General features: G+C 70.4%; 21 protein-coding genes, 1 tRNA gene and 1 pseudogene. 9 read left to right on the top strand and 14 right to left on the bottom strand.

The features are described from left to right. Positions 1-74 (top strand) — tRNA-Ile (locus CRP55_RS13275). Between the two features lie 123 nt (positions 75-197). Here the strand turns inward: CRP55_RS13275 and CRP55_RS13270 are convergent. From CRP55_RS13270 to CRP55_RS13230, 11 genes are all read right to left on the bottom strand, one after another. Continuing rightward, positions 198-974: a hypothetical protein gene (locus CRP55_RS13270; RefSeq protein ID WP_143234586.1), complete on the bottom strand. Its 777-nt coding sequence runs from the start codon at positions 972-974 to the stop codon at positions 198-200. Between the two features lie 95 nt (positions 975-1,069). After that, a complete protein-coding gene (locus CRP55_RS13265; RefSeq protein ID WP_097320159.1) occupies positions 1,070-1,357 on the bottom strand; it encodes a hypothetical protein in 288 nt (95 codons plus the stop codon). 47 nt (positions 1,358-1,404) lie between these two features. Further along, a complete protein-coding gene (locus CRP55_RS13260) occupies positions 1,405-2,538 on the bottom strand; it encodes an SGNH/GDSL hydrolase family protein (protein WP_179855153.1) in 1,134 nt (377 codons plus the stop codon). A gap of 146 nt (positions 2,539-2,684) precedes the next feature. Further along, the gene (locus CRP55_RS13255) at positions 2,685-3,155 is read right to left on the bottom strand and encodes a hypothetical protein (protein ID WP_097320157.1); all 471 of its coding nucleotides are present in this window, start codon (positions 3,153-3,155) and stop codon (positions 2,685-2,687) included. Continuing rightward, positions 3,155-3,502, bottom strand: coding sequence for a GntR family transcriptional regulator (locus CRP55_RS13250; protein ID WP_097320156.1), 348 nt, complete (start codon positions 3,500-3,502; stop codon positions 3,155-3,157). The genes CRP55_RS13255 and CRP55_RS13250 overlap by 1 nt, the downstream gene beginning before the upstream one ends. A 13-nt stretch (positions 3,503-3,515) precedes the next feature. Then, a complete protein-coding gene (locus CRP55_RS52955; protein ID WP_179855152.1) occupies positions 3,516-3,665 on the bottom strand; it encodes a hypothetical protein in 150 nt (49 codons plus the stop codon). 97 nt (positions 3,666-3,762) lie between these two features. Continuing rightward, positions 3,763-3,984 carry a hypothetical protein gene (locus CRP55_RS13245; protein WP_097320155.1) on the bottom strand — a complete coding sequence of 74 codons (222 nt, stop codon included), beginning with the start codon at positions 3,982-3,984 and terminating at the stop codon, positions 3,763-3,765. Between the two features lie 7 nt (positions 3,985-3,991). Then, positions 3,992-4,921, bottom strand: coding sequence for a sensor histidine kinase (locus tag CRP55_RS13240; RefSeq protein ID WP_097320154.1), 930 nt, complete (start codon positions 4,919-4,921; stop codon positions 3,992-3,994). A gap of 51 nt (positions 4,922-4,972) precedes the next feature. Further along, positions 4,973-5,146 carry a hypothetical protein gene (locus tag CRP55_RS52950; RefSeq protein ID WP_179855151.1) on the bottom strand — a complete coding sequence of 58 codons (174 nt, stop codon included), beginning with the start codon at positions 5,144-5,146 and terminating at the stop codon, positions 4,973-4,975. Positions 5,147-5,211: 65 nt separating this feature from the next. Beyond that, positions 5,212-6,066 carry an NADP-dependent oxidoreductase gene (locus CRP55_RS13235; RefSeq protein ID WP_097320153.1) on the bottom strand — a complete coding sequence of 285 codons (855 nt, stop codon included), beginning with the start codon at positions 6,064-6,066 and terminating at the stop codon, positions 5,212-5,214. Position 6,067: 1 nt separating this feature from the next. After that, positions 6,068-6,697, bottom strand: coding sequence for an HD domain-containing protein (locus CRP55_RS13230; protein WP_097320152.1), 630 nt, complete (start codon positions 6,695-6,697; stop codon positions 6,068-6,070). Between the two features lie 92 nt (positions 6,698-6,789). On the opposite strand from CRP55_RS13230, the gene CRP55_RS13225 reads away from it, so the two are divergent. After that, entirely contained in the window at positions 6,790-7,764 is a 975-nt protein-coding gene (locus CRP55_RS13225) for a GlxA family transcriptional regulator (protein WP_097320151.1), read from the top strand. Between the two features lie 9 nt (positions 7,765-7,773). Then, positions 7,774-8,181: a VOC family protein gene (locus tag CRP55_RS13220; RefSeq protein ID WP_097320150.1), complete on the top strand. Its 408-nt coding sequence runs from the start codon at positions 7,774-7,776 to the stop codon at positions 8,179-8,181. Here CRP55_RS13220 and CRP55_RS13215 read toward each other — a convergent pair. Continuing rightward, the gene (locus tag CRP55_RS13215) at positions 8,169-9,107 is read right to left on the bottom strand and encodes a nucleoside hydrolase (RefSeq protein ID WP_179855149.1); all 939 of its coding nucleotides are present in this window, start codon (positions 9,105-9,107) and stop codon (positions 8,169-8,171) included. The two genes, CRP55_RS13220 and CRP55_RS13215, sit on opposite strands and share 13 nt — an antisense overlap. An 82-nt stretch (positions 9,108-9,189) precedes the next feature. Between CRP55_RS13215 and CRP55_RS13210 the strand changes: the two genes are divergently transcribed. Together CRP55_RS13210 and CRP55_RS13205 are read left to right on the top strand one after the other, a co-directional pair. Continuing rightward, the gene (locus tag CRP55_RS13210) at positions 9,190-9,423 is read left to right on the top strand and encodes a TM2 domain-containing protein (protein WP_097320149.1); all 234 of its coding nucleotides are present in this window, start codon (positions 9,190-9,192) and stop codon (positions 9,421-9,423) included. A 65-nt stretch (positions 9,424-9,488) separates the two neighbouring features. Next, complete coding sequence (locus CRP55_RS13205) at positions 9,489-12,449, top strand: tetratricopeptide repeat protein (RefSeq protein WP_097320148.1); 2,961 nt, start codon at positions 9,489-9,491, stop codon at positions 12,447-12,449. Positions 12,450-12,451: 2 nt separating this feature from the next. On the opposite strand, the gene CRP55_RS13200 is transcribed toward CRP55_RS13205, so the two are convergent. Next, a complete protein-coding gene (locus CRP55_RS13200) occupies positions 12,452-12,997 on the bottom strand; it encodes a hypothetical protein (RefSeq protein ID WP_097320147.1) in 546 nt (181 codons plus the stop codon). Between the two features lie 143 nt (positions 12,998-13,140). On the opposite strand from CRP55_RS13200, the gene CRP55_RS13195 reads away from it, so the two are divergent. Genes CRP55_RS13195 through CRP55_RS13185 form a run of 3 tightly spaced genes read left to right on the top strand, consistent with a single transcriptional unit; the run spans position 13,141 to position 15,245 of the window. Continuing rightward, the gene (locus tag CRP55_RS13195; RefSeq protein ID WP_179855148.1) at positions 13,141-14,328 is read left to right on the top strand and encodes a type 2 periplasmic-binding domain-containing protein; all 1,188 of its coding nucleotides are present in this window, start codon (positions 13,141-13,143) and stop codon (positions 14,326-14,328) included. After that, positions 14,325-14,687, top strand: a complete 363-nt coding sequence (locus CRP55_RS13190; protein WP_097320146.1) for a hypothetical protein — start codon at positions 14,325-14,327, stop codon at positions 14,685-14,687. The genes CRP55_RS13195 and CRP55_RS13190 overlap by 4 nt, the downstream gene beginning before the upstream one ends. A 3-nt stretch (positions 14,688-14,690) precedes the next feature. Then, complete coding sequence (locus tag CRP55_RS13185) at positions 14,691-15,245, top strand: flavoprotein (protein WP_097320145.1); 555 nt, start codon at positions 14,691-14,693, stop codon at positions 15,243-15,245. Positions 15,246-15,449: 204 nt separating this feature from the next. Here the strand turns inward: CRP55_RS13185 and CRP55_RS56205 are convergent. Beyond that, positions 15,450-16,097: pseudogene (locus tag CRP55_RS56205) on the bottom strand (hypothetical protein); the annotation flags it as partial. 730 nt (positions 16,098-16,827) lie between these two features. Here CRP55_RS56205 and CRP55_RS13180 point away from each other — a divergent pair. Continuing rightward, positions 16,828-19,389 (top strand): ATP-binding protein, encoded by a 2,562-nt coding sequence (locus CRP55_RS13180; protein WP_097320144.1) that lies wholly within the window; start codon positions 16,828-16,830, stop codon positions 19,387-19,389. Positions 19,390-19,405: the final 16 nt, after the last annotated feature.

The following is a 19,405-nucleotide window of genomic DNA, read 5'->3' as shown; positions in this document are numbered from 1 at the left end:
GGGGCGGTAGCTCAGTGGGTTAGAGCAGGGGACTCATAATCCCTCGGTCGCGGGTTCGAGTCCCGCCCGCCCCACCGTACCTACTCCGGGGGCGACCCCCGGACCCCACGGTGTCGTGGTCGCCCTTCGGCGGCCCGGCGCCAGGTGGCGGGTGGCTGGGGCTCGACCCGGCGGCCACTTCAACCGGCCTCACTTGCCTAGTCCTCGTCTGGAGCGGCGTCGAGCAGTTCGGCTACTACGTTCAGTGGCAACACCGTTGACCAGACGACTTCGCCCGGCCCGGGATGGACGCCGACGACCTCGCTCGGCTCTGGTAGCCAACTGTCGTGTTCCACGCCGGGCACGGCGTTGAGAATGATGGCGAATACTCTGGGGTCGGCTACGTTCTCCGTACCGATGATGAGGTAAGTCTCCTCGCCGCGAGCACGAGCGAGCGCGGTCACGCGGTAATGGTGAAACTCCGCCTGATAGGGGTGGCCGGTGCGAATCGATCGTCCGATCAGCTCGCGAACGATTTCTCGTATTCGGAACTCCCAGCCATACGCGTCCTCGAGTTCCATCCGCTTCCAGTCCCAATCGGACGGAAGCCACTGGCGGGAGTCGCCCCCGGCGCGGGCCCATGCGGACGCCAGCGCGGTGTAGAAGTCACTCGGATCACCCTCACGTCGATACCCAGCGGCGCCGAGCCACCAGGGTGCCCGCCTGACCTGGGCCCGCGCATCCAGGCGATCAGCCTCGGGCAGGCGGGTCGAAGCGCCCCGCCACCGCCTTGTCTTGACCTTGAACCACACGCGATCTCTGAGGGCGAGGACTCTCTCGGCGCCTCCGGCCGCATAGGTTTCGGGTAGCCGTTGGGCCTCACGGACCAATGGATGATCAAGTTTGCACAGGGATTCGCTGATCGGGGGAACAGGTAGATCAAGATCCGTCAGGGCGGCTCGGGTCGGCCGGACGGGAGAGGGCTCACCGCTCATCGGCCAAAGCATAGGGAGAGTTCTAGAAGGGTGGCGGACGGCGTGTGCGCGATGATCAGGATCCAAGCCGGATCCGGCTGATCGTCAGCTGCGGATCACCTGCGCGTCGGCAGGGGGTCGTCACCGGGCGCGGGCATCCCACCGTACTCCTCGAGTTGGTCGACCGGTATGTCGGTAAGCAGCGAGATGGCGGAGGCTGACGAGCCGTCCAATTGCGCAAGGGCTGCCCGGACGCCTTCGTTGATCTCATCGCGGTGGGCTTCGATGTACTCGCGAACAGCTGCCTCAACGACGTCCTTTTTCGCTTTGCCCAGGAAGTGCGCAGCGTGGGAGATCAGCTGGTCGGTGTCGACATCGACCTTGATCGGAGCAGACGCAGCCATGACATCCTCCCGTGCGTGGTACCGAAGTACCAAAGTACCTCACGGTGCTATTTCTTGGCGTTCGTTAGGTACGGGTCGTCGGACAGCCACGTGGCGACGATGCGCGTGCGGGTCTCATAGTGGGCCGCGATCAAGACCCTGACGGTCTTGATGACCTTCCGGGTCTCGTAGTGGGGCTTCGCCCACACCCGGGTCTTCTTGGTCTTGATGTATCGGCCCTTGATCCAGACCTTGGCCGTTCCGTGGACCTTCTTGGTGGTGTAGTGCGGCTTGACGTAGACCAGGTAGTGCTCGGGAGCGATGTCGGGGCGCTGCCACACCGTGCGCAGCGTCCATGGGCTGCACTCGGCGTGCCAGGTCTGCTTGCCCGCGACGGTCTTGTTGATGCGGAAGCAGAGGGTGGCGGAGGTGGCGGCGTACGGGTCGGTGCCGGTGGGCCGCGTGCTGTAGCCGGCGTGGACCTCGGCCATGGCCTGGTAGAGGTTGAAGGCCATCTTGGCGTAGCCGTCGTCGTTGGGGTGCAGGTTGTCGAACAGGGACAGGCCGCCGATCGACGACTGGTCGACCAGGTGGACTTTGGCGTCCTTGCCGGCCACGATGCCGGGGATCGTCTTGTTGTAGGCGGCGATCCGGCTCTTGTACGGCTCGATGTGGCCCTGGACGAGCTGCTGCACGAAGAGGTCGGCGGCCGGGCGGGCGGCGCGGATCTGGTCGATCAGCGCGGACAGGCCGGCGGCCGAAGCGTCGACACTCCGGTTCTGTGCCATGTCGTTGGTGCCGATGTGCAGCAGGATCACGTCGGGCTGATAGGTGTCGAGCCAGCCGTCGACATTCGCGGCGATCTGGTCGATGCGCCAGCCGGGGTGGCCTTCGTTGTCGCGGTCCGTCCCGGCCGGGCCGGCCTGCCGGGAGCCGACGAAGTCCACGTCCATGCCGGCGGCTTCGAGCCGCTCCCGCAAGTCGATGCGGTAGCCGCTGGCCGTGAGCGCACCGGTCCGGTTGCCGACCCGCGAGTCCGCGCTGCCGCTGCCCCACGTGATCGAGTCACCGAGCGGCATCACCTTGAGCGGCGCCCCCGGGTCGGCGGCGACCGCGGTGGCCGGCCCGGCCAGCGTGGCGGCCAGAGCGGCGGCAGCGGTGAGGATGATGCCGCCGAGGCGGCCGGCGAGACGACTGTTCACGTCTGGGCCATCGGCCGGCGCGGCGGCCCTCCGAGTGCGACAACGGTCACGAACGGGTGCCGTAGGTTGACTGTACGACGCCACCATCGGCACCCCCCGATTCTCCGCCGAGGTGCGGCGGCATCTCGAGCCCTCGAACTGGTGAATCAGTGCTTCGAAGCCTCGCGCAGGGTCGTGAGGGCGGCGTGCGGGTCCGGCACGGTGATGGTCACGCGGCGGCCGGAGCGCAGGGTCAACCGCAGGGCCGGGCCGTTGCGTACGGCGTAATAAGTGTCGTTGGGTGTCCACCAGAAGCCGAGGGGCAGGCGCCACAGCGAAGGCTGCAAGTCGACCACCTCGGCGTCGTCTATCTCGGTCAGGCGGTACGTGTGGCGCGGCCAACCGGCGATGCCGCAGCGGACCGAGACTCCGTTGGGGCCGGCCGCCGTTCGGACGCTCAAACCCGTCAGGGCCACCACCAGCAGGAGTGCGGCCGGGAGCGCGGGGCCGGCCGGGTCGAGCCAGCTGCCGTGGGACAGGCCGCCCAGGAGCAGCAGCGGCGCCAGCAGGGCGGCGCTGAGGGCTGCCACCAGCGGCCAGTTGGCCGAGCGGCCGGTGTAGATCGAATAGCTGGTCATCACGTCAGCCTCTCGATGAGTCGTAGCAGGTCCTGGCGTCCCAGGCCGTGGGCGCGGGCGACGGAGACGAGGGTCTGGGCGGCCTCGGTGACCGGGAGGGGCTCGGTCACGGCCGAGGCGACCCGGGCCCCTCGGCCGCGGCGGAACTCCAGGACACCGTCGTCGCGCAGGTGCCGGTAGGCGGCCAGCACCGTGTTGCGGTCGACCGACAGCGCGCCGGCCAGCTCGGCCGCCGGCGGCAGCTGCTCGCCGACGGTGAGCTCGCCCGAGGCGACGCCCGAGCGGACGCACGCCTCGATCTGCGACGACAGCGGCTCCCGCGATGAATGATCAACAGTCCATCTCATGGTGCTAGTATTATTAGCACCATAACTCGTGCGGCGCCAGAGCCATCACCTCGCCGAGCAGGTCGAGCCACTGGTCGATGTCCGCGGCTTGCAGGCCCACGTCCAGGCCGAGACCCTGACCGCCGGCGAGGTAGACCTGTGTCACGCCGATCTCGTGGGCCACTCGCAGATCCTCGGCCACCTCGCGCGGTGAACCGCCGAGGAAGGGGCGGCCCCGGCCGAGCGGCTCGCGGGTGAGCGGGGTCGGCCACGGCGGCGACCTAACTCAGGGTTTCCAGCGGTTCGTGCGCCGAGGCGTAGAACTCGGGCAGCATCTGCGGTTCGCCGCCCGTACACAGCACCACCTTGTCGATCGGGCGGAGCTGGCGTTCGAAGGTCCAGAGGGCGGCGTAACCGAGCCGTTCGGCCTCCCGCCCGACGCTGGCGATCGCCTCCGGTGAGGTCTGCGGCCCGGCGGTGGGCAGCGCGGATCCTAGTTCCATGATTCTCCTATGACAGGGGGACGATCACCTCCACTCGGTAGCCGCCCTCGAAGGTGGGGCCGGCGTGGAAGGTGCCGCCCAGCGAAGTCACGCGATGACGCATGCCGGGCAGGCCGTTCCCACCGGGTGGGCCTGAAAGGGCGGGGCGGGTCGCTGCGGTGTTGCTGATGTCGATGTGGATGGCGCCGTCGACGAGGGCGACATTGACGGTGACCTCGCTGCCGGGGGCGTGGCGGGCCGCGTTGGTGAGGGCCTCCTGTACGACGCGGACGGCGACCACAGTGGACTCAACCGAGGAATCCAGATGAGCCGAGACCTTCATGCCCGCCGCGCGGGCCCGGTCGACCAGCGAGCCGACGCCGCCGGGATCAGAAGTGGTGGACAGGTGGCCGACCAGGCGGCGCATGTCGTTCAGGGCGTCGCGGGAAGCGCCGGCGATCGCGGTGAACTCGGCGTTCCGGGCCTCTGGGTGGCTGTCCAGGCGGTAGGGGGCCGACTCGGCCCGTACCGCAATCAGCGACATGTGGTGGCCGACCACGTCGTGCAGCTCTCTCGCCAGCAGGGTGCGCTGCTCGGCCAGGGCCCGCCGGGTCTGCTCGGCCGTCTGCCTTGCCACCACTCGGCGGCGGACCTGGACGCCCGTCACGGCCACCAAGGTGATGAGCACGATGACCGTCACGGCATCCTGTGGTGACACCCGGAGGAGCATCGCCACGCACGACAGGGCCGCCGCCCAGGAGACCGCGGACGGGCGATGCCGCAGCGCCACGGCCAGGACCGTGCCCGGCAGCACCAGCAGCTCGATCGGGTGCCACGGCCACGCCAGGCCTCCGGGGACGACCTCGGGCGGGACCGTCACCAGCGTGGCCAGGAAGGCCAGACGCCAGGCGATGATCGGGCTGCTGTGTACGAGAGCCACCGGCCCGGCCGCCGCCACCGCCAGGACGAGACGAACCAGTGGCGGCGCGGGTGAGGGCTCCGCGAGGACCTAGATCGCGACCGCGACGGAGACGCCCGGCCACCATCGGGCGGCGACGAAAAGGGCAGGCCCCCGCTCGGCGGCGACGGTGAGGGCAGGCCGTCGCCGGGCGGGTGCGTGGGCCGGCGCGTGGTCCGGGTCGAGAAGTGCCGCTCGCAAGCCCACCAGGACGTCTGCAACCATGGCCCTCAGTCTCGGCCGGTGGCTTCGGCCGGGACATCCCGCTGGCCCCCGGGCCGCCGGTGGGGTTAAGTCCCCTCGAGCACCTCGACCACTCCCCGGACGCGGTCGGTGAACGTGGCGAGCGACTGCACGGTGCCCACCAGCGGCGTGAGCCGTCCTGTTCGGACTCGTTCGGCCAGGTCGGCCAGACGGGCGCGATCCGGCTCGACGATGAAGAACACGGCCCCGGGGAAGGGCTGGGCGATCGAGACCACTGTCCCGCCCGGGCGGACCAGGGCCGCCGACCGGGCCAGGACGTCGCCGCCGAGGACGTCGAACACCACGTCCACCTCGCCCGCCTTCTCCAGGTCGGCCGTGTCGACGAAGGTGTGCGCGCCGAGGCCGAGCGCGCCGTCGCGATGGGCCGGCCGCCCGGTGGCGATCACGTGGGCGCCCGCCTCGCGGGCCAGCTGCACGGCGAGGGAGCCGACGCTGCCGGCCGCGCCGTGGATGAGGACGGTCTGGCCGGTTCGCAGGTGGCCGTGGTCGAACAGCCCCTGCCACGCGGTCAGGCCCGAGATGGGCAGCGCCGCCGCCACGGTGTGGCTGATGCCGGCCGGGAGCGGGGCCAGGTTGCGGGCCTCGACCGCGGTGTATTCGGCCAAGGTGCCGTTGCGGGCCCAGTCGGTCAGCCCGAACACCCGCTGGCCCACGGTCAGGCCGGTGGTTCCCGGGCCGAGCTCGGCCACCACCCCGGACAGGTCGTGCCCCGGGATGCTCGGCGCCCGGTCGCGGCCGGCGCGGTCCTTGTATGTCGCCGGCCAGTCCAGCTCGCCGGGAGTGAAGCCGGCGGCGTGAACGCGGACGATGACGTCGTTCTCGGCCGCGTACGGATAAGGCATCTCGGTGAGGGAGAGGCCGGGTGCGGTGATCGCTCGCATGTCAGCTCGCCCAGGGTGAGTCGAGGACGCGCTCGACGGTTGTCGTGCGCCGGAAACCGGGGACGAAATGCTCGAGGACGTCGGCGTTCACCGTGCCGTTCGCCGTTTCCGGCCGGTGCCGCATCCCCTCGACGTACGCCTGAAGGAACCCGTTCTTGAAATCCCCTCGCGGGTGAGCGTCCAGAATCCCGTACACCTGGGAAGGCTCTAGGTCTTTATGCCCGAAACCGATCACGTCGGTGAGTACGCCGAGAAAGGTGGCCGCGATCTCGGGTCCCATCCGGGCCGGTATCTCGGGCGTGGTGTGCAGCGCGATGGCCGTCCAGACCGTCTCGGCCGCGGCCTCCGGGAATCCGCGCTCCCGCAGGAACGATCGCGCGGTGTCGGCGCTGTCGAGCTCGAAGCGCTGGACGCCGCCGGAGAACAGGCCGGTGTCGTGGAACAGGGCCGACAGGTAGAGCAACTCCGGGTCCGGTTCCAGGCCGAGCCGCTGGGCGTGGATCAGGCCGAAGAAGAAGATCCGCCGGGAGTGGTGGTAGATGAGGGGGCTGGTGGTCTTCCGGATCAGCTCGGTGGCCTCGGCGGCCGCCGCTGTCTCCGGGACCGCCAGGCCCGCGATGACTTCTGGCATGACCTCATCGTGCTCGCCGGGCGGTGGCCGGCGCCGCCTTCGTCCGGCCGGGAACCACTCGAATCCGGACAGCCGTGTGCTACCAAGAGACGGTGCATCGGGTCGCGATTCTCGTCTACGACGGGGTGACGTTGCTGGACGTCGCCGGTCCGGCCGAGGTGTTCAAAGAGGCGAACCGGTTCGGCGCCGAATACCTGATCTCACTCGTCTCGCCGGACGGCGCCGGCGTGGTGCCGAATCTGGGGTTCCGGATGGCGGTCGACGGCCCGCCCGGCCCGCCCGCCGACACGCTCCTGGTGCCCGGGTCCGATCTCTTCCCGCGGACGCCCGTCCCGGCCGCGCTGGCCGGGGCGGCCCGCGGTCAAGAGGCGAAAAGGGTCGCGTCGATCTGCACCGGCGCGTTCATCCTGGCCGCGGCCGGGCTCCTCGACGGCAAACGCGCGACCACCCACTGGAGGGTCGCCCACGAGCTCGCCGCGCGCTGCCCGTCCTGCCGGGTCGAGCCCGACGCGATCTACGTCCGGGACGGCGCCACCTACACGTCGGCCGGGGTGACGGCCGGCATCGACCTGGCGCTCGCGCTGGTCGAGGAGGACCACGGGCCCGACATGGCCCGCGAGGTCGCCCGCATGCTGGTGGTCTACATGCAGCGGGCCGGCGGCCAGTCGCAGTTCTCGGCGCCGTTGCAGGGGCCGGCGCCCCGCTCACCGGCCCTCCGCAAGATCACCGACCTGGTCACCGCCGACCCGCGCGGCGACCACTCGCTCGACGCGCTCGCCCGGCACCTCAACGTCAGCACCCGGCAGCTCACCCGGATCTTCCACGACGAGCTGTCCACGACACCGGCCCGCTACGTCGAGACCATCCGGTTCGACCTGGCCCGGGCGCTGCTCGACCAGGGCCACACCGCGACACAGGCCGCGGCCCAGGCCGGCTTTCCCAGCTACGAGAGCATGCGGCGCGTCTTCGCCCGGACCCTCTCCATCAGCCCGGCCGCCTACCAGCGTCGCTTCCGGACCACGAAGAAAGCACATTTGGAGAAGCCGCCGCCGAGCCCGGTTCCCTAGCCTGAGGTCATGATTACGAAGCTGAACGTCACCACCCTGTTCGTCCTCGACAAGGACGAGGCACTGGACTTCTACGTCGGCATGCTCGGGCTCGAGAAGGGCAACGACGTCCAGCAGGGCGACTACCGCTGGCTGACCGTCCGGGTGCCGGGCGGCGACGGCACCGAGATCTCGCTGGAGCAGCCGGGCGCACCGCTGCACGACGAGGCGACGGCCCGGCAACTCCGTGAGCTGATCGCCAAGGGCGCCCTCAACGGGCTCGTTCTCAACACCGACGACATTCAGGGGTTGTACGAATCGTTGAAGGCCCGCGGCTTCACCGACTTCACCCAGGAGCCGGCCCAGCACTTCTACGGCACCGACATGGGCCTGCGGGATCCGTCCGGCAACGCGATCCGGGTCCTTCAGCAGGGCTGACCGCGCGCCACGGCCGCCATCAACATCCGCCAGAAGGCATCGACATCCAAACCCACGGCGACTTCGGCATTGGGCGTACGGCCGCTGCGGTCATGAAGATCGACTACGGTCGCCCCGCGGGTGTGCTTCCCGGTCAGCTCGACGGCGACGGGCACGGCGACCGTGCGGAGGATCGACGGATCGGCGACGGCCGCGACGGCGATCGGATCATGCGCGGGCGGGTGGTCGAAACCGAAGACGCCACGATACGTACTAGCGAAGAACGTCATCAGCTCGGCGCAGACCGCGCCCACCCGCGTGCCCATGCCACGGAACTCGGCGATGACCTCGTCGGTGGCCAGGGCCTGATGGGTCACGTTGAGCCCGATCATCGTGATCTCCAGGCCCGAGCGCAGCACGATGTCGGCCGCTTCGGGGTCGGTGACGACATTGAATTCGCCGTACGGGGTGGTGTTGCCCCGCTCGGTCGACCCGCCCATGAAGACGATCCGCCGCACCCCCGGCACCACCTCGGGGTGCCGGCGCAGCAGCAGCGCGACATTGGTCAGCGGCCCGGTCGCGATCAGGGTCACGGACTCGCCCGACTCGGCGATCAGCCGCCGCATCAACTCGACCGCGTGCACCGGCTCGATCTCGGCGGTGGGGCCGTCGAGATCGGGCCCGTCCAGCCCCGACGAGCCGTGGATGTCGTCGGCCACGACCAGGTCGCCGACCAGGGGCCGGTCGCAGCCGGCGGCCACCGGCACACCGGTGACGCCGGCCAGGGCGAGGATCCGCAGCGCGTTCCGGGTGGTCTTGTCGAGGGTCTGGTTGCCGGCCACGGTGGTGACGCCGAGGAGCCGCAGCCGGGGGTCGCCGGCGGCCAGCAGCAGGGCCAGCGCGTCGTCGTGACCCGGATCGCAGTCGACGATCACCGGGATGTCCACCCTGGTGATGATAGTTGCCCGGGCATCCGCTATCGTGCATCGATTTTTGTGCATACCCCCTCCATAGAGGAGACATAGCGATATGACCGCCACTCAGACCGCCGCGGCCACGGGCTCCAAGTCCTGGATCGCCACGCTGCTGCTCTGCTTCTTCCTCGGCACGCTCGGCATCCACCGCTTCTACGTGGGCAAGGTCGGCACCGGCATCCTCATGCTGATCACCCTCGGCGGCTTCGGCATCTGGACCCTGATCGACTTCATCATGATCGCCGTCGGCAAGTTCTCCGACAAGCAGGGCCTCGCCCTCGCGCGCTGATCAGTGACCGGCCCGGCCCGGGCGAGTGACTCCCGGGCCGGGCCGGCCCGCAGTATCGTGTCGGCGTGTCCGGTCGACTGTGGCGGGGCCTGTCCTCCGGGCTGATCGTGGCGGGGCTGGCCGTAGCCGCCTCCTGGGCCTCGATCGCCGATCACAAGGTCGGCCTGACCGTCGTGACGGCGGCGATAGCGGCCGTCGCCGGGGCGTTCGCGCCCACACTCGTCGGTCTCCTGTGGTCACGCGGAGACCCGCACGCTGACGTGGCCGAGCTGGCCGACCGGCTTGCCGTCCGCATGCTGACCCTGACCCGCGTGAGTTCCCTGCGCGCCCGGCTTCACCGGCCGATGCCGTTGCGCGTCCGCTTCCGTACCGTCGGCGGCGCCGGCGCGACCCGCCCCGCGGTGACCGGCGAGCCGGGACAGTCCTGGCAGGCGGCGCCCCTGACCGGTCACGTCGGTGAGATAGCCTCGGTGCTCCGCGACCTGCCGTGGCGTCAGCTGGTGGTCATCGGCGAGCGCGGCGCCGGCAAGACGGTGCTGGCGATGATGCTGGTCGACCAGCTGCTCGACAACAGGCCCGACGGGGACCCTGTCCCCATCCTGCTCAGCGTCTCCTCGTGGAATCCGGCCACCGAATCGGTGGCCGACTTCGTGGCCCGCCGCATCGCCGAGGATTTCGGCGTCGACCGGGAGGCCGCCCGGCAGCTCGCCCACGATCCACGCGCCTCCGGCCGATGGTGGGTCATGCCGGTGCTCGACGGACTGGACGAGATCGACGCCGCCCTGTACACGCGGGCACTGGAACGTGTGGAGGCGTTCGCCGCCGCCGATCGCCCGGTCGTGCTGACCTGCCGCCTCCGCGAATATCTGTGGGCCGAGTCGCAGGCGGGCGCCCTCGCGCGCGCGGCCGTCGTCAAGATGGAGCCGCTCGAGGTCGACGAGGTGACCGAGTTCCTCGCCGATCCCTCCGAGACGCGCGAACGTCTATGGGCACCCGTCTTCGCCGAGATGCGGGAACGGCCCACCGGGGTCCTGGCCACGACGCTGGCGTCGCCCCTGATGGCGGGCCTGGCCAAGGACACCTTCCGGCTGGGCGACCCCGGTGTCCTCGTCGGTCTCACCACCCACCTCGATATCGAGCAGCGGCTGATCGACGGCTATGTCGACATCGTCTATCGCGGCCAGAGCCGGCGGGCCGCGCGATGGCTGAGCTCCCTGTCCTACCTCGGCTATCTCGGTGATACGAGAGACCTGTGCTGGTGGCAGTTGCGCTGGCCCGAGCTGGCGGTTCAGCCCCAGCGCCTGAGAAGCCTTTTGACGTTCTTCACGACGGTGGTGGCCGGAGTGGCGGGTTTCGTGCTCGCCCGCCATGTCTGGGGGCTGTTCGCCGGCGCGTTCCTCGTGGTGTCGGCCAGTGGGCCGCTGCGCCGCGTCTTCGCGCACGATTTCCAGCCCGCGCCGCCGGGTGACCGATGGCGGGTGGGGCACGTCCTCTACGGCCTGGCCGGTGGTCTGCTGACCGGACTGATCTCCGGTGGTCTCGTCCGCGGAGCTCTGGCCGGGCTGGCCTGCGCCGCCCTGTCGCTGATCGCGCCGGTACCGGGCAGCCGCTCGACCGGCGGGCCGCGCGGCACTCTGGCCGCGAATCACCTCACGGCCGCCATGCTGGCACTCCGGCTGGCAGCGATCGCGGCCGCCGTGTTCGGTCTGGCCGGCCTCGGCTCGACGGCCGGTCCCGTCCGCTGGGCCGGCGCCGGCCTGGCCGTCTTCGGGCTGACGGCTCTGGCCGGGGCCGAACACACATGGCTGCGGTTCCGGGTCTACCAGCTCTTGTTCGCGGTACGCACCGGCCGGGCGCCGGCGGCTCTCCCCGTGCGTCTCATCGCGTTCCTGACCGACGGCACCGACCCGGACCGGGCCACGCTGCGGGTCAACGGCACGGCCTGGCAGTTCCGTCACGCCAACATCCAGGACCACCTGTTGCGGACCACGCAGATCGATCTGCTGCGCCGCCGGGCCCGTTCCGGCGTGCTCGAAGCGACCGAGAACACCTTCCAGCTGCTGCGCGAGCAGGGCCTGCACGACGAAGCGATCATGGTGTTGGCCCGGCTCGGTGCGGGCGCGCAGTGGACGCGGCACCGCGTCGCCGACCTTCTCCGGGAGATGGGCGACGCGGCCGAGTTGCGGCGGCGCGCCGTTGGGGGCGACGGGTATGCCCGGCAGCAATTGGTGAGGTTGCTCCGGGACCGGGGCGACGAGGCCGAGGCGATCACCGTGCTCCGGAGCCTGGCGGCGGCGGGCGACGACTTCGCCGAGCGTCAGCTGGCCGAGCTCCTCATCGACCAGGGCGACACCGAGGCCGCTAAAGAGATCCTCACGCGCAGGGCGGACCTCGGGGACGGCGACGCACAGCTCCGGCTGAAAGGCATGTCGAGGCCGCGAGGAGAACAGCCCGCCCCGCCGGTCGTCCTGCCCGAGTGGGTGGTCGAGGTGGAGCACCGCTCGCACGAGGAGGACTACGACGAGCGAAAGCAACTCCTGGTGTCGCTCCGCAAGCAGGGGAACGAGCCCGAGCTCAGGCGGCTGTCGGCCAAGGGTGACGATTTCGCGCTGGAACAGTTGGTGCAACTTCTTCAGGATCGGGGCGACCTGGACGCCGCGGTCGACCTGCTGCGTCACGACAAACGCCTGGGGATCTACGGCTTCCGGTGGCTGCTCGAGCTCCTGCGGGCGCGGGGAAGCGTGGACGAGCTCAGGCGCCTCGCGGCGGGCGGCGACACGTATGCCCGTGACCAACTGGTCGGTCTGTTCCGCGATCGTGGCAACCTCGACGAGGCGGTGGCCGTCCTGCGCCGGCCGGCCGACAGCGGCGACAGCTGGGCCGGCCGCGAGCTGGTGCGCCTGCTGACCGAGCTCGGCCGCTTCGACGAAGCGATCGCGTTTCTTCAGCGCCGGGACGCGGCCGGCGACTTCTACGCCCGATACCAGCTACAGGTGGTGCGCCGACGCCGTGAGGCGGCCGGCTGACCTCACTCGCCGTCGGTGACCGGGGTGGCTGTGCAGCTGGCCTCGGCTCGGTCGACGATCAGGTCTTCCGGGGTGGGGAAGCGGCGGTGCAGGGCGGCCAGGGCGTGGTCGTACGCGATCTGGTGGAACGGGGTCTCGCGCATCTTGACGACCGAGGCGCGCACGGTGGCGGCGAAGTCGGTGGGCCAGCGGACCGTGTGCAGGGCCTTGACGACGTTGGTGTCGCAGTCGACGAGGACGATCTGCACGAGCGGGTCGGCGTCGACGCCGGGCAGGCCGTCGGCCGGATCGAACAGATGGGGGCTGTACGCCGTGAACGACCACGTCAGCAGCGGCCCCAGGCGGTAGAGCAGCAGGCCCACCTCTTCACCGTCGACCCACGCGAACTGGGTCGGCGGCGTCGAGACGGCCTGTATCTCGAGCTCGTGCGGATGGCTCAGGAAGAGCATCAGCTGGACCGGCTCGCCGGCGAACATGGACAGGGCAGCGCCTTCCGGCCAGCTGATGTCCGGGTTCAACTGGCTGCCCACGTCGACGACCGCGTGCATGCCCTCCAGCCTAGGCGCGAAGCCGCCCTCACGTGTGCGGGTCGGCAGACGAGGCAGCTGTTGCTGCTGAGGTTCGGGGAGTGACCGGGATCACGAGATCGACATTCATCGAGTACCGTCGGTAAGCGCGAACGGAGGCGCGGATGACGGAGCTCTACTCACGACGGTCGTTTCTGGCCGGGGCGCTCACAGCCGGCATGGTGTCGGCCTCGGCCAGCTACCTGTTGACCCGTCGTGAGGAGGTCAAGCTGACGCTGGTCACCGGCGCCGACGCCACCGGCGGGCGGCGGCTGCTGGTGCAGATGTGGAACGACCTCAGCCCGTACATCAAGATCGAAACGGTTGAGATCAACAGCTCGACCCGGGACCAGTACGAGAAATTCATCTCCAGCCGGGCCGACATCTTCAACCTCGACGTCATCCACATCCCCAAGTTCGCGGCCGAGAAAAGGGTCGTGCCGATCACCCCGCGCAACGACATCTCGCTGCTGCCGCCGGTGCGGCGGCTGAGCGTGCGCGAGGACACCGGCGACTTCTGGGCGGTGCCGTTCAACACCGACGTCGGCGTGCTCTACCGGCGCATCGCCGACAAGTCCGAGGCCGGCCCCGACCCGACGCTGGCCCAGGTCATGTCGAGCAGCTCGCGCGGCTTCGTCGGCCAGCTCGACACGGTCGGCTCGCAGACCGACGAGGCGTTCCTGGTCAACGTGCTCGAGCAGGCGCTGGCGCAGGACGAGGCGATCCTCGACGAGACCGGGCAGCTGTCCTTCAGCCTCGGCCAGTGGCGATCGGCGCTCGGCCCGCTGGCCGCCGCCATCCGGGGCCGCCGTGTCGGGGCCGAGGCCGGCGAGGACGACACCAACCGCACGTACCAGCGCAACGGCCTTCGCTACATGCGCAACTGGCCGGTCTACTACCCGGCGATCGACCGGGCCGAGCGCACCAAGCCGACCACCGACGAGATCCGCCTGGGCCGCCTGCCGATCGGCATCATCGGCGGGCAGAGCCTCGCCGTGTCGGCCGACAGCGACCATCGCGACGAGGCCGTGGAGGCCATCCATTTCCTCACCGACGCGCATGCCCAACTGCTGCTGGCCAAGTACGGCTTCGCGCCCACCGGCCTCGACGCGTACATCGACCCGGTCGTGACCGAGACGATGCCGCACCTCAAGGTCATCCGGAACGGGGTGGAGTCGTCGCGGCCGCGGCCCATGCACCGCGACTACGCGGCGTTCGCCGAGACGTTCGCCGGGCACATGCACCGGTTCCTGTACGACGGCGAGCAGCTCACCCAGCAGTTCATCACCGACATCCAGGGGAAGCTGCGATGAGCGGCATCGAGGCGTGGCAGATCTGCATCGTGGTGACCGCCGCCATCATTCTGATCGAGACCGGCGTCTACCTGCTGCGCAAGAAGCTTCCCGAGCTGTCGCTGCCGGGCTGGTGGCGTACGGCCCTGCTGGTGATGCTCGTGCTGCTCACCGTGGTCGTCTTCGTGGCGGCGCTCGGCACGAGCCTGGCCGACCAACTGTCCAGTGTGGCCGCCGCGGTGGCCGCGGTCTTCGCGCTCTGGCTGGCGTACCGCTCGTACAGCTCGAAGGGCGAGACCCCGAACGGCGAGACCCCGAAAGCTGAAATCGTGAAAGGCGATACGAAGCCCGCGGATGCCGATCATCCGACAGAATCGTAAGCTATGGGTGACTTACGGGTGGTGGTTTGCGGCGGATCGGCGGCCGCGGGTGTGCTCGGTCTGATCGAGACGGCGATGGGGCGCGGCTGGTCGGTCGACGTCACGGCGACACAGAACGCGCTCGAGTTCATCGACCCGGCCCAGGTCGCCCGGGTCAGCGGAAAACCGGTGCGCACCACGTACAAGTTCGCGCCCGACGGCACCAGGATCTCGCCGCCGGCCGACGCGCTGATCGTGGCCCCGGCGACCTTCAACACCATCAACAAGCTCGCCCTGGGCATCGCGGACACGTACGCGCTGAGCTCGGTCGCCGACGTGATCGGCCGCGGCGTGGCCACCGTGGTCGTGCCCGCGGTCAACGAGGCGCTGGCCGCCCGCCGCCCGTTCCGCCGCTCGCTGGACGAGCTGCGCGCCGAGGGCGTCCGGGTGCTGTTCGGCCCGGTCGACGGCTGGGTGCCCGGCAACAACGCCGACTTCCCGTGGATCAAGGCCCTCGACCTGGTCGAGGACGTCTTCGGCCTCAACACCGTCGACCGGCACACCACTCCTGTCATATAAGCGCGTGTCGTAGTGAGCTGCCGTCCCTGCCATGTTCCGGCCGCGACGGCCTGAGTTGGTGGGCGCGGTTGACCGGATCAGGGCCGCTTGCTGCCCTTGTAGTCGGGCCGCAAGTGCTGCCCGAGCTGCGTCGTCGATACGTGCTGATACTGGATCGTCCGAGTCGGTCAGAGTGACGCAAGCGGCCATTGCTGCCGCGACCAAGTCGCGGTCACCAATCAGGCCACAGGCCTCACAGGTGTGCGTGCGCTGCCCAAGAGGTTTCTTCCTCCGGCGTCCGCATGGGCATTGCTGCGACAATGCGGTCTGCCGTGTCCCGGCCCGTAGCAGCCGCCCGCCAGCTGCGGCACATTCTGCGGTTCCTGGGGAGAAAAGAGCGATCCCGCGTCCCCACAGCCGGGTCCAGGAGCGGATGTCGGTGTGCTCGACCACGAGGTGCGGACCATGTACGCCGACGATGTATGCGGCCAGATCTCGCGCGCGAGCCCGTTTTGCCTGCGACGCGGACCGGGCCGCAGCCGCGTGCTCACCGCGTGTCCGACGGTAGGTGGCCGAAAGCTTATCGCGCCGGTATGCCTTCTTGGGACGGCCGGCGGCGTCGGCAAGACGGGCTCCGCCGGGCTGGTCGACCGTGCGTGGCCTGAGGCCGGCGTCCGCGCGGCGTTTCGCGCGCTTCCGCTGTCTGATCGACGGCTGGTACTGCTCCCGGTTGTTGTTGCGCCGTGACCGGTCCAGCGCCCGCTGCCGACGCCGGGCCACGGCAGCGGCGTTCTGGGCAGCAGCACGCTGCTGCGCGGTGACGGTGACCTGATCAATAAGCAGCCCCGCCTCGACGGCCGGCTCAGCGGGCATCGACACCGCTCCGTCGAAACGGGGGGAACTCAAGCCCTTGGATCCTCGAGACGGACCAGGTCGATCTTGTGCCAAGCCTCTGGCCGGCCGAGAAAGTGCTCCAGCCGTGGCTGCCGGGCAGCGCCCTGTGGCAACCGGACCGGCAGGATCAGTTCATCGCCGCAGCCGGTGAACACCACTGTGAGCGGACCCGGCCTGGTGACCCGGGTAGGCGCCCTGATGCCCGGCTAGAGTTCCGTGCAAGCGGAAGGTCTCCCATTGCGCGCGGCCATGTGCGAGCGAGCTCGGCCGGGGACCCGTGTCGAATTCCACCACGCACCGACCTTCGGCCGACCGTGCCGGCGGCCGGACTTATCGGCGAACAGATGTCTGTGCACGGTCTGCCACACCTCGTCGGCCAGATGCATGGCTCACGCCTTGGTCAGATGATGCCGCAGCCACCCAGCTCGTTCGATCATCTTGTACGCGGCCCGTTCAAAAGCCTCCCGCTCCCGCGTCTGTCGCACGCCGCCAGTTTCGTAACTTCGACTTGCCCCGAGTGCGGCGCTCGACCTGTGCCTCGTTCCCCATGAACGTCACCCCCTGGCCAGCGAATCAGAACATGCGTTCGATAACTTAGGCCTCGGGTCAGGAAGGACAGATTCCCCGCCGTCTGGTCGTTCGCAAGATCCGACGACGGACTTCCGACTCAACGCTTGGCCTGACCGCGGGCCGTACTTAGCCTGGGGCCGTGACGGACCTGCTCGAGCGCTCGAGCGAGCTCGCCGCGCTGGACCGCCTGCTCGCGGAGTCCGCCGCCGGTGGGCGCGTCGCCGTGGTCAGCGGCGAGGCCGGGGCCGGCAAGTCCACGCTGGCCGCCGCGTTCGCCGAGGCGGCCGGCCCGCGCGCGCAGACCCTGTGGGGCGCGTGCGACCCGCTGCTCACCCCGCGCGCGCTCGGCCCGCTGCACGACATCGCCCGCCGCCTCGGCGGCGCCCTCCGCGAGCGGATCACCGCCGGCGCCCGGGCCGAGGTGTTCGACCTGCTGCTCGAGGCGCTCGACCGCCCGCCGCAGGCCGCCCGGCCGGTGGTCGTCCTGGAGGATCTGCACTGGGCCGACGAGGCGACGCTCGACATGGTCGTGTTCCTGGGCCGCCGGCTGGCGCTGTGCCGGGCGCTGCTGCTGATCACGTACCGCGAAGAGGAGATCGGCGCCGACCATCGCCTGCGGGCCGTCCTGGCCGGGCTGCCGCGGGGCCTGGTCCGGCGGGTCAGCCTGCCGCCTCTCACACCGGAGGCGGTCGGTGAGCTGGCCCGGCGGGCGGGGCGACAGGCTTCCGAGGTGTACGACGTTACGGGCGGCAACCCGCTGCTGGTGACCGAGGTGCTGGCCGCCCCGGCGCCCGGGGTGCCGCCGACCGTGCGCGATCTGGTCCTGTCCAGGATCTCCGCCCTGTCCCCGCCGGCGCGCGAGGTGGCCCATCTGGTGTCGGTGGTGCCGTCACAGGCGGGCTTCGTGATCGACCGCCTGGACGCGGTCGAGGAGTGCATCGACCGCGGCGTCCTCACGGCCCGCGGCCACGGTGTCGCCTTCCGGCACGAGCTGCTGCGGCGGGCGGTGGAGGAGTCGCTTTCCCCGGTACGCCGGGCCGCCCTGCACGCCGAGATCCTGGCCGGCCACGCGGGCCGCGCCAGCGTCGAGCCGGCCCGCATGGTCCACCACGCCCACCACGCGGGCGACACCGCCGCCGTCCTGCACTGGGCCCCGATCGCCGCCCGCCGAGCGGCTTCCCTGGGCGCCTACCGCCAGGCCGCCGCCCACTTCCAGCAGGCCCTGCTTCTCGCCGGCTCCACAGGAGATCGGGATCGGGCGGCGATGCTTGAGGAGTACTCCTTGGCCGCCTATCACGGTGGGCTCACTCCTGAAGCGCTCGAAGCGCGGCGGGAAGCGCTCGCCCTGCGGACCGGGCTCGGTGACGAGGTGCGGGTGGGGGAGAACCTGCGGTGGATCTCGCGGCTTAGCTGGTGGCTGGGGCGGCCGGGGGAGGCGCGGGACGCCGGTTTTCGGGCGGTCGAAGTTCTCGAGGCGCAGCCGGAAGGGCGGGAGCTTGCCGCGGCGTACAGCAATCTCTCGCAGTTGTTCATGCTTCGCCACGACGTCGAGCGGGCGATCGGCTGGGGCGTGCGCGCGACCGGGCTGGCCCGGCGCCTCGGTGACCTCGACACCGAGGTGCACGCGCTGGTCAACATCGGCTCGGCCAAGACGCTGTCCGGTGATCTCGACGGCATCGCCGAGCTGCGGCGGGCGCATGAGCTGGCGCTGGCCGCCGGCCTCGACGATCACGCGGGGCGGGCGCTGGTCAATCTGGCCAGCTTCGCCGTCGACGGCTACGAGCTGACGATCGCCGAGGAGACCCTCGAACGGATCATCCCGTTCCTGGTGGCCCGGGACCTCGACGGCTACGTGCGCCACCTGCTCGGACATCGTGCCCGGCTGCGTCTGGCCCGCGGTGACTGGGACGCCGCCCTGGCCGACGCCGAGCAGGCCCTGGACGGGCCGCCCCAGCCGGGCGGCGCGGTGGTGCCGGCGATGGTCGTGCGGGCGGTGATCAAGGCGCGGCGCGGTGCGCCGGGCGCGCTCGACGACGCTCAGGTGGCCGCCGACCACGGCTATCCGACCGGTGAGGCCCAGTTCCTGTGCCCGGCCGCTATCGCCCTGGCCGAGGCGCACTGGCTGGCCGGCGATGTCGAACGGGCCGCGATCGAGGCCAAGAAGGGCCTGGCCGTCGCCGAGCGGTTCGGTCAGCAGTGGTTCGTCGGCGAGCTGGCGTTCTGGCTGTGGCGCTGCGGTTCGGGGGAGATCGCCGGCGCGGCCACGCCGTTCCGGATGCTCATCGCCGGCGACTGGCGCGGCGCCGCCGCGTATTGGCGGGAGCGTGACTGTCCGTACGCCCAAGCCGAAGCCCTCGCCCACGGTGACGAAACCGCCGTCACCGAGGCCCTCCGGATCTTCGACCGGCTGGGCGCCGCCGCCCGCGCCCACGTGCTGCGCGCCGGCCTGCGCGAGCGCGGGCTCCCGGTGCCGCGCGGCCCCCGCCGCCCCTCGGAGACCGGCCTGACCGCCCGCCAGCACGAGGTTCTGGCTCTGCTGGCCGAGGGCCTGAGCAACGCCGACATCGCCGCCCGCCTGACCGTCTCGGCCAAGACCGTCGACCACCACGTCTCGGCGGTCCTGGGCAAGCTTGGGGTGGGCTCCCGGGGTAAGGCGGCCGCCGTGGCTAGGGAGCGCGGGTTGCTGCGAGACCCAACATAGGGAGCTCTCCCCATGT

The sequence above is a fragment of the Paractinoplanes atraurantiacus genome, assembly GCF_900215205.1.
In the GTDB taxonomy this organism is placed as follows: Bacteria; Actinomycetota; Actinomycetes; order Mycobacteriales; family Micromonosporaceae; genus Actinoplanes; species Actinoplanes atraurantiacus.
This window is presented reverse-complemented; position numbering and strand designations above follow the sequence as displayed.